This window comes from Streptomyces panaciradicis, from assembly GCF_023516615.1.
GTDB classification, from domain to species: domain Bacteria; phylum Actinomycetota; class Actinomycetes; order Streptomycetales; family Streptomycetaceae; genus Streptomyces; species Streptomyces panaciradicis.
Window position 1 is genome coordinate 98,902 of sequence record NZ_JAMGBF010000037.1, and the last position, 15,213, is coordinate 114,114.

13 protein-coding genes and 1 tRNA gene are annotated in these 15,213 nt (G+C 71.7%); 5 read left to right on the plus strand and 9 right to left on the minus strand.

The annotated features are described in order from the left end of the window. The first annotated feature begins 43 nt into the window (after nucleotides 1-43). Nucleotides 44-913 carry a spermidine synthase gene (locus M8J74_RS15630; protein WP_058925126.1) on the plus strand — a complete coding sequence of 290 codons (870 nt, stop codon included), beginning with the start codon at nucleotides 44-46 and terminating at the stop codon, nucleotides 911-913. A 6-nt stretch (nucleotides 914-919) separates the two neighbouring features. Here the strand turns inward: M8J74_RS15630 and M8J74_RS15635 are convergent, their stop codons facing one another. Continuing rightward, nucleotides 920-1,429: a hypothetical protein gene (locus M8J74_RS15635; protein WP_249836973.1), complete on the minus strand. Its 510-nt coding sequence runs from the start codon at nucleotides 1,427-1,429 to the stop codon at nucleotides 920-922. Between the two features lie 97 nt (nucleotides 1,430-1,526). Between M8J74_RS15635 and M8J74_RS15640 the strand changes: the two genes are divergently transcribed. From M8J74_RS15640 to M8J74_RS15650, 3 genes are all read left to right on the plus strand, one after another. Then, nucleotides 1,527-2,231: a response regulator transcription factor gene (locus M8J74_RS15640; protein WP_058925127.1), complete on the plus strand. Its 705-nt coding sequence runs from the start codon at nucleotides 1,527-1,529 to the stop codon at nucleotides 2,229-2,231. Continuing rightward, nucleotides 2,228-3,604 (plus strand): sensor histidine kinase, encoded by a 1,377-nt coding sequence (locus M8J74_RS15645; protein ID WP_249836974.1) that lies wholly within the window; start codon nucleotides 2,228-2,230, stop codon nucleotides 3,602-3,604. The genes M8J74_RS15640 and M8J74_RS15645 overlap by 4 nt, the downstream gene beginning before the upstream one ends. Nucleotides 3,605-4,218: 614 nt before the next feature. Further along, complete coding sequence (locus M8J74_RS15650) at nucleotides 4,219-5,679, plus strand: glycoside hydrolase family 18 protein (protein WP_249836975.1); 1,461 nt, start codon at nucleotides 4,219-4,221, stop codon at nucleotides 5,677-5,679. A gap of 103 nt (nucleotides 5,680-5,782) precedes the next feature. Here M8J74_RS15650 and M8J74_RS15655 read toward each other — a convergent pair whose 3' ends face one another. The 4 genes from M8J74_RS15655 to M8J74_RS15670 form a co-directional block, all read right to left on the minus strand. Continuing rightward, on the minus strand, nucleotides 5,783-7,222 hold the full coding sequence (locus tag M8J74_RS15655; protein WP_058925130.1) for a GH1 family beta-glucosidase: 1,440 nt from the start codon (nucleotides 7,220-7,222) through the stop codon (nucleotides 5,783-5,785). A 79-nt stretch (nucleotides 7,223-7,301) separates the two neighbouring features. After that, a complete protein-coding gene (locus tag M8J74_RS15660; protein WP_203237724.1) occupies nucleotides 7,302-8,195 on the minus strand; it encodes a carbohydrate ABC transporter permease in 894 nt (297 codons plus the stop codon). Next, entirely contained in the window at nucleotides 8,192-9,217 is a 1,026-nt protein-coding gene (locus M8J74_RS15665; RefSeq protein WP_249836976.1) for a carbohydrate ABC transporter permease, read from the minus strand. The genes M8J74_RS15660 and M8J74_RS15665 overlap by 4 nt, the downstream gene beginning before the upstream one ends. Further along, entirely contained in the window at nucleotides 9,214-10,536 is a 1,323-nt protein-coding gene (locus M8J74_RS15670; protein ID WP_249836977.1) for an ABC transporter substrate-binding protein, read from the minus strand. The genes M8J74_RS15665 and M8J74_RS15670 overlap by 4 nt, the downstream gene beginning before the upstream one ends. Before the next feature lie 351 nt (nucleotides 10,537-10,887). Here M8J74_RS15670 and M8J74_RS15675 point away from each other — a divergent pair, with 351 nt between their 5' ends. Continuing rightward, complete coding sequence (locus M8J74_RS15675) at nucleotides 10,888-11,946, plus strand: LacI family DNA-binding transcriptional regulator (RefSeq protein ID WP_249836978.1); 1,059 nt, start codon at nucleotides 10,888-10,890, stop codon at nucleotides 11,944-11,946. A gap of 142 nt (nucleotides 11,947-12,088) precedes the next feature. On the opposite strand, the gene M8J74_RS15680 is transcribed toward M8J74_RS15675, so the two are convergent. The 4 genes from M8J74_RS15680 to M8J74_RS15695 form a co-directional block, all read right to left on the minus strand. Continuing rightward, nucleotides 12,089-12,607 (minus strand): GNAT family N-acetyltransferase, encoded by a 519-nt coding sequence (locus tag M8J74_RS15680; RefSeq protein ID WP_249836979.1) that lies wholly within the window; start codon nucleotides 12,605-12,607, stop codon nucleotides 12,089-12,091. A gap of 74 nt (nucleotides 12,608-12,681) precedes the next feature. Next, nucleotides 12,682-12,754: transfer RNA gene (locus M8J74_RS15685), tRNA-His, on the minus strand. Nucleotides 12,755-12,862: 108 nt separating this feature from the next. Then, the gene (gene orn / locus M8J74_RS15690) at nucleotides 12,863-13,471 is read right to left on the minus strand and encodes an oligoribonuclease (RefSeq protein WP_249836980.1); all 609 of its coding nucleotides are present in this window, start codon (nucleotides 13,469-13,471) and stop codon (nucleotides 12,863-12,865) included. Nucleotides 13,472-13,626: 155 nt separating this feature from the next. Further along, nucleotides 13,627-14,856 (minus strand): helix-turn-helix domain-containing protein, encoded by a 1,230-nt coding sequence (locus M8J74_RS15695; RefSeq protein WP_249836981.1) that lies wholly within the window; start codon nucleotides 14,854-14,856, stop codon nucleotides 13,627-13,629. Between the last annotated feature and the right edge of the window lie 357 nt (nucleotides 14,857-15,213).

Genomic DNA, 15,213 nt, shown 5'->3' on the forward strand with positions numbered 1-15,213 from the left:
GTCCGGGCGGGCGGGGCGGCCCCGGGGTGCCGATAATGGCGCAATGGGAAAGTCCAGGAGTCCGCGGCGCGGCGGTGCCGGTGCCGAAGCCGTCGTCGAGGCCGTCGACGGGGGACTCGCCGAGCTCATACCCGACCGGGACCGGGCGCGCGCCTGGACGCTGCTGATCGACGGGGCGCCGCAGTCGCACGTCGATCTCGACGACCCCACCCACCTGTCCTTCGAGTACCAGCGTCGCCTCGGCCACGTCATCGACCTCGCCGCCCCGGCCGGAAGACCCGTGCACGCCGTGCACCTCGGCGGGGGCGCCCTGACCCTCGCCCGCTACGTCGCCGCCACCCGCCCCCGCTCCACCCAGCAGGTCGTCGAGCGCGACGCCGCCCTCGTCCAACTGGTGCGCAGATGCCTGCCGCTGGACCAGAACGCCCGGATCCGGGTGCGTTCCGCGGACGCCCGCGAAGGGCTCGCCAAGGTCCTCGACGGCTGGGCCGACCTCGTCGTCGCCGACGTCTTCAGCGGCGCCCGCACGCCCGCGCACCTGACCTCGACGGAGTTCCTGGACGACGTACGCCGCGTCCTCAGGCCGGGCGGGACGTATGCCGCCAACCTCGCCGACGGCCCGCCGCTGGCCCACCTGCGCGGCCAGATCGCCACCGCCGCCGCCCGCTTCCCCGAACTCGCGCTGATCGCCGACCCGGCCGTGCTGCGCGGCAAGCGCTTCGGCAACGCCGTCCTCGTCGCCTGCGACACCCCGCTGCCGGTCGCCGAACTCACCCGCCGCGCCGCCTCCGACCCGCACCCGGCCCGCGTCGAACACGGCCGCGCCCTGCTGGACTTCACCGGCGGCGCGCTCCCGGTCACCGACGCCGAGGCGACCGCGTCCCCCGCCCCGCCGCCCTCCGTCTTCCGCTAGGGCCGGCTAGTAGTTGCCCACGTCCACGTGCGGCGGTCCGTCGTGCCAGGCGCAGATCACCGACACCTTGTCCGTGCCCGAGGTGAACTCCACCCTGATCCAGGTGTCCGTCTTCCACGTCTGCATCGACCAGCCGGTGTTCGGGGCGGCCATGACGAGCGTCGCGGAGGCCGGAGCGAGGTCGAACACCACCCGGCCGCCGGCGGTGTCATAGCTCTTCACCTGGCCGGAGGCGCTGTGCGACGGCTTGGGGGACGGCGTCTTCGAAGGCACCGGCGCCGAGGTCGCGGACGGCTTCGGCGACGGGCTGCGCGTCGGCGTCGGGGAGGGCCGCCTCGTCGACGACGCCAGCGGCTTCGACTCCTGCGTGGTCGCGTCGGCCGCCGTGATGGGCAGGGCGCGCGGCGGGTCGTAGGCCGTGCCCGCCATCACCGTGTGGACGCCCCACCACGACAGCGTGACCGCCGCGCCCGTGGCGAGCGACCAAGCCAGTACGTGTACGAGTCCTCTGCGCATCGCGCTCATACTGCCTCACGCGCCCCACGGGCCGCACATGCCCGGAGTTGTCCACAGGCTCCGGTGCGGCCCGCCCGCATGGCGTACGGTGCCGCGCATGGCAAGTGTGCTCGTGGTCGAGGACGACCAGTTCGTGCGTTCGGCGCTGATCCGGCACCTGACCGATGCCGCGCACACCGTGCGCAGTGTCGGCACGGCGCTGGAGGCGCTGCGCGAGGTCGCCCATTTCCGTTTCGACGTGGTCGTCCTGGACCTCGGTCTGCCCGATCTGGACGGCTCCGAGGCGCTGAAGATGCTGCGCGGGATCACGGACGTGCCCGTGATCATCGCCACCGCCCGGGACGACGAGACGGAGATCGTCCGGCTGCTGAACGCGGGCGCGGACGACTATTTGACCAAGCCGTTCTCGGTGGAGCACCTCTCGGCGAGGATGGCGGCGGTGCTACGGCGCTCCCGCACCGCCGCCGGCGAGGTCCCGCCGTCCAGCGTGCTGCGCGTCGGCGGCCTGACCGTCGACCCGCTGCGCCGCCAGGCCGAGTTGGACGGCGTCCGGCTCGACCTCACCCGCCGCGAGTTCGACCTGCTCGCCTTCCTGGCCGGCCGCCCCGGAGTCGTCGTGGCCCGCAAGGAGCTCCTCGCCGAGGTGTGGCAGCAGTCCTACGGCGACGACCAGACCATCGACGTCCATCTGTCCTGGCTGCGGCGGAAGTTGGGCGAGACGGCGGCGCGGCCGCGCTATCTGCACACGCTGCGGGGCGTCGGCGTGAAGCTGGAGCCGCCGGGCGGGGAGGTGCCCCGATGAGATGGGCTCTGGTCAAGGTCTGTCTGGCGGTGACCGCGATGGTCGTGGTCGCCTTCGCCGTGCCGCTCGGGCTCGTCATCAAGGAGATGGCCCGGGACCGGGCGTTCTCCAACGCCGAGCGGCAGGCCGCCGCCGTCGCCCCGGCGCTGTCCATCACCACCGAGCGCGACCAGTTGGAGAAGGTCGTCGCCTCGGCGGGCTCCGACGCCGGCGTGGCCGTTCACATACCGTCGGCCGACGGCCGGGCCGCCGTCGACATCGGGCGCAGGCACGCCGCCGGCAAGGACATCGCCACCGTGCGCAAGCTGGGCCGGGCCTCCACCACCGAGGTCCCCGGCGGCTTCACGCTGCTCTCACCGGTGGCGGTCAGCTCCGGCGCGATCGCGGTGGTCGAGGTGTTCGTGCCCGAGTCCGAGGTCAGCAACGGCGTCGGCACGGCCTGGGCGGTGCTCGCCGGGGTCGGCGTCGCGCTGATCGTCGGGTCCGTCGCGGTCGCCGACCGGCTGGGGGTGCGGATGGTGCAGCCCGCCCAGCGGCTGGTCGAGGGCGCGCACGAACTGGGGGAGGGCAAGCTGGGGGCGCGGGTGCCGGAGGAGGGGCCGACCGAACTGCGCCTGGCGGCGGTCGCGTTCAACTCCATGGCCGACCAGGTCGTCCAGCTCCTGGCCAATGAGCGCGAGTTGGCCGCGGATCTGTCCCACCGGCTGCGCACCCCGCTGACCGTGCTGCGGCTCAACGCCGCCTCGCTCGGGGAAGGGCCCGCCGCGGACCAGACCCGGGCCGCGGTCGCCCAGCTGGAGCGCGAGGTCGACACGATCATCCGTACCGCCCGGGAGGCCAAGCCGCAGACCGCCGCGGCAGGGCCGGGCGCCGGGTGCGACGCGGCCGAGGTGGTGCGCGAGCGGATGGCGTTCTGGTCGGCGCTGGCCGAGGACGAGGGCCGCAAGTGGCGGGTCGCCGGCGCCGACCGGCCGGTGCGGATACCCGTGGCCCGGGCGGATCTCGCGGCGGCGCTGGACGCCCTGCTCGGCAACGTCTTCCGGCACACCGCCGAGGGCACGGCCTTCGCGGTCGACCTGCACAACGGCGAGGACGCGGTGATCGTGCTCGTCTCCGACGCGGGCCCGGGCATCCTCGACCCCGAGGCGGCCATGGCGCGCGGGCGCGGATCGGGCAGCGACGGCTCCACCGGCCTCGGGCTGGACATCGTGCGGCGGCTCGCGGAGTCGACCGGCGGCGACGTGCGGATCGGGTCGTCCGTGCTCGGCGGGACCGAGGTGCGCATCTGGATCCAGCTCGACGGCCGGGCCCGGACGCCGGGCGGCCGCGGGCACCGGTCGGTACGACGACGCAGGCGCGCCGTCGCGAGGTGAGCGGGAACGCGAACGGGAGCGGCGATCCGGCCGGGACCCGGGACCGGTACCGGGAGGGGGATCGGCCGGGATCGGGACCGGGAGCGGGAGCGGTGGTCCACCCGGGACCGGGAGCGGCGGTGTCCGGCCGGGAACCGGAGCCGGGACCGTGAGCGGGGATCGGCCGGGACCGGGACCGGTGGTCCACCCGGGATCGGGACCGCGAGCGGCGGTTCGCCCGGGACCCGCACCGGCAGCGGCGATCCGGCCTGGACCGGGACCGCGAGCGGCGCGGTCCGGCCGGGAACCGGAGCCGGGACCGGGGATCGGCCGGGATCGGGACCGGGAGCGGCGGTCCGCACGGGACCGGGACTGGGAGGGGGGATTCGGCCGGGACCCGGGACCGGTACCGGGAGGGGGATCGGCCGGGACCGGGACCGCGAGCGGCGAGCCGGCCGCAGACCGGGAGCGGCATCGGCCGCCGTATTGGTCTCTACCTTTAACCACCCCCGATCCCTTCCTTAAGCGCCCCCTAAGATCCGCAACCCCCGCCCGGATCAGGCGCTTTGCCCGATTCCGGATCGCTAGCGTGCTGCCGCACCCCACCCCCGTGAAGAGCGAAGGCAGGCACGCGCATGAGCACGCACCGGCGCAGGATCAGCGGCAGGAACAAGGCGATCGGCGGTCTGGTGGCCGCGGCGGTCGTGGGCGGCGGTGCCGTCCTGCTCACCGGTACCGCTCAGGCCGCCGGCATCGGGGCCGCGTACACGAAGACCAGTGACTGGTCGACGGGGTACACCGCCCAGTACGTCGTGACGAACAACAGCGGCGCGACGGAGAAGACCTGGAAGCTGGAGTTCGACCTCCCGGCGGGCGCCAAGCTCAGCTCCCTCTGGAACGCGGAGTCGGCCGTCAGCGGGCAGCACGTCACCGTGACCCCGGCGAAGTGGGACACCGACGGCCTCGCGCCCGGCAAGTCCGTCACCGTCGGCTTCGTCGTCAACGGCACCGCGGACCCGAAGAGCTGTGTCATCGACGGCGCCAAGTGCTCCGCGGACGACGGCCCGACGCCCGAGCCGAGCGGCCGCCCCACCGAGTCCCCGACCCCGACGGCGACCCCCACCCCCACGGCGACCCCCACCGCCACCCCCACCCCCTCGCAGAGCACGGGCACCGGTACCGGCACCGGCACGGGCACCACCACGAGCGGCGGCTTCGCGCCCTACGTCGACACCTCCCTCTACCCGGCCTTCGACCTGCTCGCGAGCGCCGACGCCACCGGAGTGAAGACCTACAACCTCGCGTTCGTCACCGACGGCGGCGGCTGCACGCCCAAGTGGGGCGGCGTGACCGACCTCGGCAGCGACGGCGTCGCCGCCCAGATCGGCTCGCTACGCGCCAAGGGCGGCGACGTCCGGGTCTCCTTCGGCGGCGCCTCCGGCTCCGAGCTGGCCACGACCTGCTCCTCGGCGGACGCGCTGGCCGCGGCGTACGGGAAGGTCGTGGACGCGTACAAGCTGACCAAGGTCGACTTCGACGTCGAGGGCGGCGCGCTGCCGAACACGGCGGCCAACACCCGCCGCGCCCAGGCGATAGCCAAGCTCCAGGCCCAGCACCCCGGCCTGGACGTGTCGTTCACCCTGCCCGTGATGCCCGAGGGCCTCACCCAGGACGGCGTGAACCTCCTGTCGAACGCCAAGTCCAACGGCGTGAAGACCTCCACCGTCAACATCATGGCGATGGACTACGGCGCCTCCTACAGCGGCGACATGGGCACCTACGCCGAGCAGGCCGCGACCGCCACCCAGGCCCAGGTCAAGAGCGTCCTCGGGCTCTCCGACAGCGCGGCGTGGAAGGCGGTCGCCGTGACCCCGATGATCGGCGTCAACGACGTCTCCACCGAGGTCTTCAAGGTCGACGACGCCACCCAGCTGGTGGACTTCGCCAAGTCCAAGGGCCTGGGCGGGCTGTCGATGTGGTCCGCCACCCGCGACAAGCAGTGCGCCGGCGGCACCAAGCCCACCGCCGACGCCACCTGCAGCTCGATCACCCAGAGCCCGTTCGCCTTCTCCAAGGCCTTCGGCGCCTTCAACTGACCGGCACCCGCACAGGCCCCGAACGGAAACGGGGCGCGGCGCCCCCCTCGGCCGCCGCGCCCCGCCCCCCGCTCTCCCGCCGCCCGTGCGGCCGGTCTTCCGGTCAGTCGGAGATCACCGGCGGCAGCGTTCCGGACCGCGCCGCTTGTCCGTACCAGTGGGCGCTCGACTTCGGCGTACGGGCGAGGGTGGCGTAGTCGACGTAGACCGCGCCGAAGCGCTTCTCGTAGCCGTACGCCCACTCGAAGTTGTCCATCAGCGACCACAGGTAGTAGCCGCGGACGTCCGCGCCGTCGGTGATGGCGCGGCGGACCGCCGAGAGGTGCCCGTGCAGGTAGGCGATGCGCTCGGGGTCGTGGACGCTGCCGTCGGGTTCGGGCTTGTCGTCGCAGGCGGCGCCGTTCTCGGTGATGTACAGCGGCAGACCGGGAGCCTCGCGCGTGTAGCGCATGATCAGCTCGTGCAGGCCCGTCGGGTCGATCGTCCAGCCCATCTCCGTGCGCTCGCCCGGCGTCTGGTGGAAGGAGACGTCGTCGGCGCCCGGCCACGGGGAGTGCTCGCTGGCGCCGTGCCCGTCGGTGCGCGGACCGGCCACCGGGGTCTTCGCCGCCGAGACCAGGGTCGGCGTGTAGTAGTTGAGGCCCAGCGCGTCCAGCGGCTGGTGGATCGCGCGCAGGTCGCCGTCGAGGACGTACGACCAGTCGGTGATCGACGAGGTCGCCGACAGCAGCGACTCCGGGTAGGCGCCGTGCAGGATCGGGCCGTGGAAGATCCCGTTCGCCAGGTCGTCGATCTTGCGCACCGCGGCCAGGTCCGCCGGGTCCTGCGGCGAAAGCGGCCGGACCACCGAGGAGTTCAGGCTGAGGGCGACGGAGTTGCGGGCCGGCATGGCCGCGCGCAGCGCCGAAGTGCCCAGGCCGTGGGCCAGGTTGAGGTGGTGCGCGGCCCGCAGCGACGCCTCGGGGTCGGTGCGGCCCGGCGCGTGCACCCCGGAGGCGTAGCCGAGGAACGCGCTGCACCACGGCTCGTTCAGCGTGATCCACTGCTCCACCCGGTCGCCCAGCGCCTCGCCGACGATCTGCGCGTACTCGGCGAACCGGTAGGCGGTGTCCCGCTCCGGCCAGCCGCCCGCGTCCTCCAGCTCCTGGGGCAGGTCCCAGTGGTAGAGGGTGACGGCCGGCTTGATGCCGTGGTCCAGCAGTTCGTCGACCAGGCGGCGGTAGAAGTCCAGGCCGACCTGGACGGCGGGCCCCCGGCCCGTCGGCTGCACCCTGGACCAGGAGATCGAGAACCGGTAGGCCGTCAGGCCCAGGTCGGCCATCATGGCCACGTCGTCGCGGTAGCGATGGTAGTGGTCGACAGCGATGTCACCGTGCTCGCCGCCGGCGGTCTTGCCGGGCGTATGGCTGAAGGTGTCCCAGATCGAGGGCGTACGGCCGTCCTCCCGCACCGCCCCCTCGATCTGGTACGCGGAGGTCGCCGCGCCCCAGAGGAAGGCGGGGGGAAAGGTCACCGGGGTGGCCGGCGTTGCGGGTTGAGGCATGGAAGCGCTCCCATGAGAGGTCGTACGGACCGGAGAATTCGTATGAGGGCTTTTCGGGCGTCGCCCTCGGCCCAGGGCGTCAGCCCTTGATCGCGCCGGCCATGATGCCGCCGACGATCTGCTTGCCGAACAGCAGGAACGCGATCAGCAGCGGCAGCGTGCCCAGCAGCGCACCCGCCATGATCACGGCCTGGTCGGGGACGTACCCGGTGCCGAGCGAGTTCAGCGCGACCTGCACGGTCGGGTTCTGCTGGGTCAGGGCGATGATCGGCCACAGGAAGTCGTTCCAGGCGAACACGAAGGTCAGCAGGCCGAGGACGGCCATCGCGGGCCGTGCCGCGGGGAAGACCACGTGCCAGACGACTCTCAGGCTGCTCGCCCCGTCGACCCGGGCCGCCTCGATCAGCTCGCTCGGCAGCGCCTGCACCAGGTACTGGCGCATGAAGAACGTGCCGAAGGCCGTCACGAGCGTCGGCAGGATGACCGTCTGCAGCTGGTTGGACCAGCCGAGGTTCGACATCCACAGGTACAGGGGGACGACGGCCAGCTGCGGCGGGATCATCATGGTGCCGATGGTCAGCAGCAGCAGGACCCCGGAGAACTTGAACCGCAGTTTGGCGAAGGCGAACCCGGCGAGCGTGGAGAACACCACCGTGCTGACGGTGATGGTGCCCGCGACGATCACGCTGTTGAGCATCGCCGTGCCGAGCCCGGCCTGGTCCCAGGCGGCCTGCATGTTCTTGAACAGGTTCCCGCCGAACCACAGCGGTGGGGGCGTCTGGGCCAGCCGCCGGTCGGTGCGCGAGGCGGCGATCGCCGTCCACACCAGGGGCGCCAGCGAGACCAGCGCGAAGATCCCCAGGACGATGTAGGTCACCGGGCCGGCGTGCAGCTGCTTGCCCGCGCCCATCACCCGGCGGCTGCGGGTCTTCTTCGGCCTCGCCTGAGGCAGCGTCAGGTCACTGGTGGTCATTGGGACTTCCTCAGGCGTCGGGTGAACAGCAGGTTGATCACCGCGATGATCATCAGGATCAGGAACATCGACCAGGCGATCGCCGAGGCCTTGCCGAGGTTGCCGATGATCCAGCCCTGGTCGTACATGTACAGACCGAGCGTCTGGTACTGGTGCTCCGAGCCGCCCTTGGACCCGCTGACCCCGCCGAACAGCAGGGGCTCGCCGAAGAGCTGGGTCGCGCCGATGGTGGAGACCACCACGGTGAACAGGATGGTCGGCCTGAGCTGCGGGATCGTCACGTGCCGGAACTGCTCCCAGCGGTTGGCGCCGTCGATCGCCGCCGACTCGTAGAGGTCGGTCGGGATGGCCTGCATCGCCGCGAGGTAGATCAGCGCGTTGTAGCCGGTCCACCGCCAGATGACGATCGACGACACCGCGAACTGCGAACCCCAGTCGGACTCACGCCAGTTGATCGGGTCGATCCCGACGAAGTGCAGGAGCCAGTTGATCATGCCGCCGTCCCACGAGTACAGCAGCGTGAAGACGAGCGTCGCCGCCGCCACCGAGGTGGCGTACGGGGTGAGCATCACGACCCGCCAGACGGTGGAGCCGCGCAGCCGGTAGTTCAGCAGGTGGGCCAGCCCGATCGCGGCCATCAGCTGCGGCACCGTCGAGATCAGGCCGATCGTGAAGGTGTTCTTCAGGGCGTTCCAGAAGAAGTCCGAGCTGAGCAGGTTCTTGTAGTTGTCCAGGCCGGCCCAGGTCTGGGTGTCCAGCGAGGACAGCTGCACGTTGTGCAGCGAGTACCAGGCCGTGTAGAGCAGCGGGACCAGCGAGAAGGCCCCGAAGATGATGAAGAAGGGAGCGATGAACGCGTACGGGGACGCCTTCATGTCCCAGCGGTACAGCCGGCTGCGCCAGGACGAAGGGCCCTGGGGCGGTGTACCGCGACCGTGAGCGCCCCGGGCCGCGCCCGGCGAAGTGCCGGGCGCGGCGTCGGCGCTCGTCGCGGGGTGCGCGAGAGCCTTGGAGCTGGTCACTGGCCGAGCACGTCCTTGATCTCGTTCGTGGCCGCGTCCCAGCCCTGCGAGGGGCTCTTGCCCTTCTGCTCGACCTGGAGGATGCCGACGTCCGTGATCGCGGTGTTGATCGGCTGGTCCTTGATGCCGAAGACCTGGACGGGGATGGTCTTCGCCGAGTCACCGAAGATCTGCGTGATCGGCGCATCGGAGAAGTACGCCGTGGTGTCGGCGGCCGGCTTCAGGTTCGCGTACGCCGACGGGGTCGACGGGAAGCTGGCCTGCTTGGCGAAGACCTTCGCCTGCTGCTCGGGCGCGGTCAGCCACTTCGCCAGGGCGATGGCCTCCTTCTGGTGCTTGCCCGCCGTCGGCACACCGAGGAAGGAGCCGCCCCAGTTGGACGCGGTCGGGGCCGCGGCCACGTCCCAGTTGCCCTTGCCGGCGTCGCCGGACTTCTGCTCGATGTAGCCGATCATCCAGGCCGGGCAGGCCACCGTGGCGAAGGACGCGTTCGCGTAACCCTGGTCCCACGGCTTGTCGAACTGCTTCAGCTTGGCCGACATGTTGCTGGTGGCCACCGACATCGCGACGTCCCAGGCCTTCTTCACGCCCGCGGACTTGTCCCAGATGACGTTGCCGCTCTTGTCGTAGTACCGCTCGCTCGCGCCGCCGAGGGCCGCGTTGTAGATCGAGGAGGCCGAGTCCACGAACTTGGTGCCCTTGGGCGCCTTCTTCATGTACTCCTTGCCCAGGTCGACGTACTTCGCCCAGTCGCCCTTCCACTGCGCGGCGAGCTTGGTGCGGTCCGCCTCGAGGCCGGCCTTCTTGAACAGGTCCTTGCGGTAGCAGATCGCCATGGGACCGACGTCCGTGCCGAGTCCGATCAGCTTGCCGTCCTTCGTGGTGGCCTGGGCGTTCTTCCAGTCCAGCCACTGGGACTTGTCGACGTCCTTGCCGAGGTCGACGAACTTGCTGCCCTGCGTCTGCACGGCCTCGGTGATGTTGCCGACCTCGATGGCCTGCACGTCGTCCGTGCCGGAGCCGGCCTGCAGGCGGGTGAGCACCTTCGGCCAGTACACGTCGGTACGAGTGGTGACGTTCTCCTTGATGCTGATGTTCGGGTGCAGCTTCATGTACTCGTCGTAGAGTCCGGCCTGCTTGTAGCCGAACACACCGAAGGTGCCGATGGTCAGCGTGGTCTTGCCCTTGCCGCTGCCACCACCGTCGTTCGACGAACCGCTGTCCGAGTCCTTGGAGCAGCCGGCCAGCAGCCCCGTGGCCAGCGCGGCCACGGCCGCGACGGCCATGAGCCTGCGGGACCGTCGGGTACTCGTGCCCATGTGCGTCCTCCTGTTGCCTGACGTGCCGACCCCCCGGCCAACGGCATTGTTGGGCCCGTTCATACTCGCTGCGGCTCGGGCGGGGAACGTGCGGGATGTGTATGTGTCAGGTACTGTGGGAGCGCTCCCACAGGTGATGTGTTGAAGGTTCGTCGGTTCCGGCGGGGGTGTCAAGGGAGCAGACGCGGAGTTATGCGTTCAGTTATCTGGCCGTTAAGTGGAATAGCAGGGTCCGTGACCTGCTCCCTCCGGACGGTCCCCGGCCGGGGACGACGGCACCCTGTCGCGGTCACCGCCGGCGGCGGGGCTGTTAGATTCCAGCCAACGTAGGTCCATGGGAGGGCGGAGCCAATGGCAACAGGCCACGGAGCGCGGGGTCGCAGCGGAGGCCGGCCCACCCTCGAGGAGGTCGCCGCGCGGGCCGGCGTCGGCCGCGGCACGGTCTCCCGGGTCATCAACGGCTCCCCCCGCGTCAGCGAGGCCACCCGCGCGGCGGTCGAGGCCGCGGTCGCCGAGCTCGGCTACGTCCCCAACACGGCCGCGCGCGCCCTGGCCGCCAACCGCACCGACGCGATCGCCCTGGTGGTCCCCGAGCCGGAGACCCGCTTCTTCGCCGAGCCGTACTTCTCCGACATGCTCAAGGGCGTGGGCGCGGAGATCTCCGACACGGAGATGCAGCTGCTGCTGATCTTCGCGGGCAGCGACCGGGAGCGCCGCAGGCTCGCCCAGTACCTGGCCGCGCACCGGGTGGACGGCGTCCTGCTGGTCTCGGTCCACGCGGACGACCCGCTGCCCGACCTGCTGTCCCAGCTGGAGATCCCGGCGGTCATCAGCGGCCCCCGGTCCGCAGCCGAGACCCTGACCTCGGTGGACTCCGACAACTACGGCGGCGGCCGCTCGGCCGCCGAGCACCTGCTCTCCCGGGGCCGCCGCAAGATCGCCCACATCACCGGCCGGCTCGACGTCTACGGCGCCCAGCGCCGCGTCGACGGCTACCGCGACGCCCTGCGCGACGCGGGTCACGAGGTCGACGAGAGCCTGATCGAACCGGGCGACTTCACCGAGGAGGGCGGCCGCCGCGCGATGACCCGTCTGCTCTCCCGCTGCCCCGACCTGGACGCGGTCTTCGCCGGTTCGGACGTCATGGCGGCCGGCGCCCGCCAGGTCCTGCGCGAGGAGGGCCGCCGCATCCCCGACGACGTGGCGCTCGTCGGCTACGACGACTCGGCCATCGCCCGCCACATGGAGCCGCCGCTCACCAGCGTCCGCCAGCCCATCGAGGAGATGGGCCGCCGCATGATCGACCTCCTGCTGGAGGAGATCGCCGACCGCCGCCCGGCGGCGTCACGCGGGCTGGAGCGGCGGCAGGTGGTGCTGGCCACCGAGCTGGAGGCGCGGGCGTCGTCCTGACGGCTCCGCTCAGCCGGGCGCCCCGAGATGCGTGCGCGGGCGTCGACGCGAGGCCGTCCGCCCGGTGGCGGAGGGCCGGGCGCCGGTGGCGGGCCGTGGGGCGCTGCGGGCGGAGAACAGGTGCCGGCGCCCGGCCGTGCGGTCAGCGGGGCAGGACCAACCGCCAGCGGCGTTCGCCCTCGTGTTCCTCGTCCGTCGGGGTCAGGCCGGCCGCGTGGGCGACGGCGGCGGAGGCCGCGTGGCCGGGGTGGATGTGCGCCGTGACCGTGGACACCGACGTGTGCCGGCCGAGCAGCGCCACGAGCCCGCGGGCCGCCTCGGAGGCGTAGCCGCGGCCCTGCCAGGGTGTGCCGACCACCCAGGCGATCTCCGCGTCCGGTCCCGTGACGGTGGCCTGGACCGTGCCCACCAGCCGGGAGTCCTCGCGGCGCCGCAGGACCCAGTTGCACCAGGAGACGGCAGGGTCGGGGGAGCCGGCGACCAGCCGTTCGTAGCGGGTGCGCAGGGCCTCGGGGGAGCTCGGGCTGCCGCCGATGAAGGTGTGCAGCGCCGGGTCCGACAGCACGACGGCCATCTCCTCGGCGTGGCCGACGCTCAGCGGGACGGCGTCCAGGCGGGGCGTCCGGAACGGCCCCGTGAGCGGGGAAGGGGTCTCGGTCATCGTCGGCTCCCTGTGCCGGAAACGCGAATCAGCCGGTGGCTCCGTCTTCACGGAGCCACCGGCTGATCGTTCAGGGTGAGTGACGGGACTCGAACCCGCGACATCCTGGACCACAACCAGGTGCTCTACCAGCTGAGCTACACCCACCATGACCGGCGGTGGACTTGGGGTCTTTCCGACCGGCCGAGAAAAAGTGTACAGGGTCCGAAGGGGTGCTCGCGCACGGCTTTCGCGGCCCCCCTCCGGCGCCCGGTGTCACCCTTGCTGAGCAGGCAGGACGTGCTTGGCCGCGATCGATCTGGCGGTGTCCGAGTCCGGGCCGGGCTGCGGTACGAAGATGGCCTCGCGGTAGTAGCGCAGCTCGGCGATCGACTCCCGGATGTCGGCGAGGGCGCGGTGGTTGCCGTTCTTCTCGGGGCTGTTGAAGTAGGCGCGGGGGTACCAGCGCCGGGCGAGTTCCTTGATGGAGCTGACGTCGACGATGCGGTAGTGGAGGTAGTCCTCCAGGGTCGGCATGTCGCGCAGCAGGAAACCGCGGTCCGTGCCGACCGAGTTGCCGCACAGCGGGGCCTTGCCGGGCTCCTTGACGTGCTCGCGGACGTAGGAGAGGACCTGGTCCTCGGCGTCCGCCAGGGTCGTGCCGCCGGAGAGTTCCGCCAGCAGTCCGGACGCGGTGTGCATCTGACGCACCACCTCCGGCATCGTCTCCAGGGCCTGGTCCGGCGGCCGGATGACGATGTCGACTCCCTCGCCGAGTACGTTCAGCTCGGAGTCGGTGACGAGGGCGGCCACCTCGATGAGCGCGTCGTCGGACAGCGAGAGGCCGGTCATCTCGCAGTCGATCCACACCATGCGATCGTTCATGCGACCACCCTAAAGCTGGCGCTTGCTTTTGGGGTGACCGGTGCCGGGGTTGGCGTACCAGGGGGCTGCCGCCCCCTGGACCCCCGCTTCGGCCCTGAAGGGGCCTCGTCCTCAAACGCCGGACGGGCTGAGTCTTCCCGCCCGGCGTTCCGAGGTCACGTGCCGCTGCGCTGGCCCGGTACGCTCGCGCGGCCGGCCATGTAGGCCTCGCGGCCGTTGTCCGCGGAGGCGGTCGCCGTCGACAGGGACGGTCCCGCTCCCACCGCACTCGCCGCCGCCCGCCGGCTCTGCAGCGGCACGGGCTGGTCGGGGTGCAGCAGGGGCGGCGGGCCGGACGCGCTGTCGACGTCGGCCGGCCTCTCGGCCTGCGGACGCCGGGCCCGGTACGCGGCGCGGTACGCCGCCGGAGACGAGCCGAGCTGGCGGCGGAAGTGGCCGCGCAGCGCCACCGGCGAGCGGAAGCCGCAGCGGCCCGCGACCTCGTCCACCGAGTAGTCGGACGTCTCCAGCAGACGCTGGGCCTGCAGCACCCGCTGTGTGATCAGCCACTGCAGCGGGGCGCTGCCCGTCAGCGACCGGAATCGGCGGTCGAAGGTGCGGCGGCTCATGTACGCGCGCGCGGCGAGCGTCTCCACGTCGAATTGCTCGTGGAGGTGCTCCAGCGCCCAGGCGACGACCTCGGCGAGCGGGTCGGCGCCGATCTCCTCCGGTAAAGAGCGGTCCAGGTAGCGTTCCTGGCCTCCTGTCCGGCGTGGCGGGACCACCAGGCGGCGGGCGAGCGCGCCGGCCGCCTCGTTGCCGTGGTCCGTGCGGACGATGTGGAGACAGAGGTCGATTCCGGCCGCCGTACCGGCCGACGTCAGTACGTCTCCGTCGTCGACGAAGAGTTCCCTCGGATCCACGTGCACCGACGGATAGCGCTTGGCCAGCGTCGGTGCGTACATCCAGTGTGTCGTTGCCGGGCGGCCGTCCAGCAGGCCCGCCGCCGCCAGCACGAAGGCGCCGGTGCACAGCCCGACTATGCGGGCGCCTTCCTCGTGCGCCCGGCGCAGAGCGTCGAGCGCCTCCTCCGGTGGCGGTGAGGTGATCGAGCGCCAGGCCGGTACGACGACCGTCCCGGCGCGCGAGATCGCCTCCAGGCCATGTGGCGCGGTGAGTTCCAGGCCCCCTGTGGTCCGCAGCGGGCCTTCCTCGCCGGCCGCCACCAACAGGCGGTAGCGCGGCACGCCGGCGTCCTGGCGGTCAATCCCGAACACCGACAGCGGAATGGAACTCTCGAAGATGGGGCCGCCGCTGAACAGCAGCACCGCGACGATCTCCTTGCGGCGTCGCCCGGACAGCTTCCGGGCCGCGGCATCCGGCGCGGCGGTGGAGTCGTGGCTCATACTGCTAAGCCCCCCTCGGTGGTCGCGGCTCCTCGGTTGTGTCGCTCCTGCACGTTTCCCCTCGGTCCTGCACGAGTCCCCCGCCGTAAGACGTCAAGATCGAATCTACTGTGTCCCGTGGTGCCGGGGTGACCCAGTTCGGGAACCGGCACATTGTCGACATGGCAACTTGGCGTGAAGCATTCGATCACGAAGCGTTGCACTCGTGGGCCGTGCAGGGAAGTGCGCCTTGTGGCGGTGGCCAATCCACATAGGGTACGCGGGGCTCCGTACCCCCTGTCCGTGCAGGTCGAACGGGGGTTGGGGGGTGCTTCGGGGGTGGGATGCACGGGTCTCGGAAGTTGGCTGAAAAGCGTC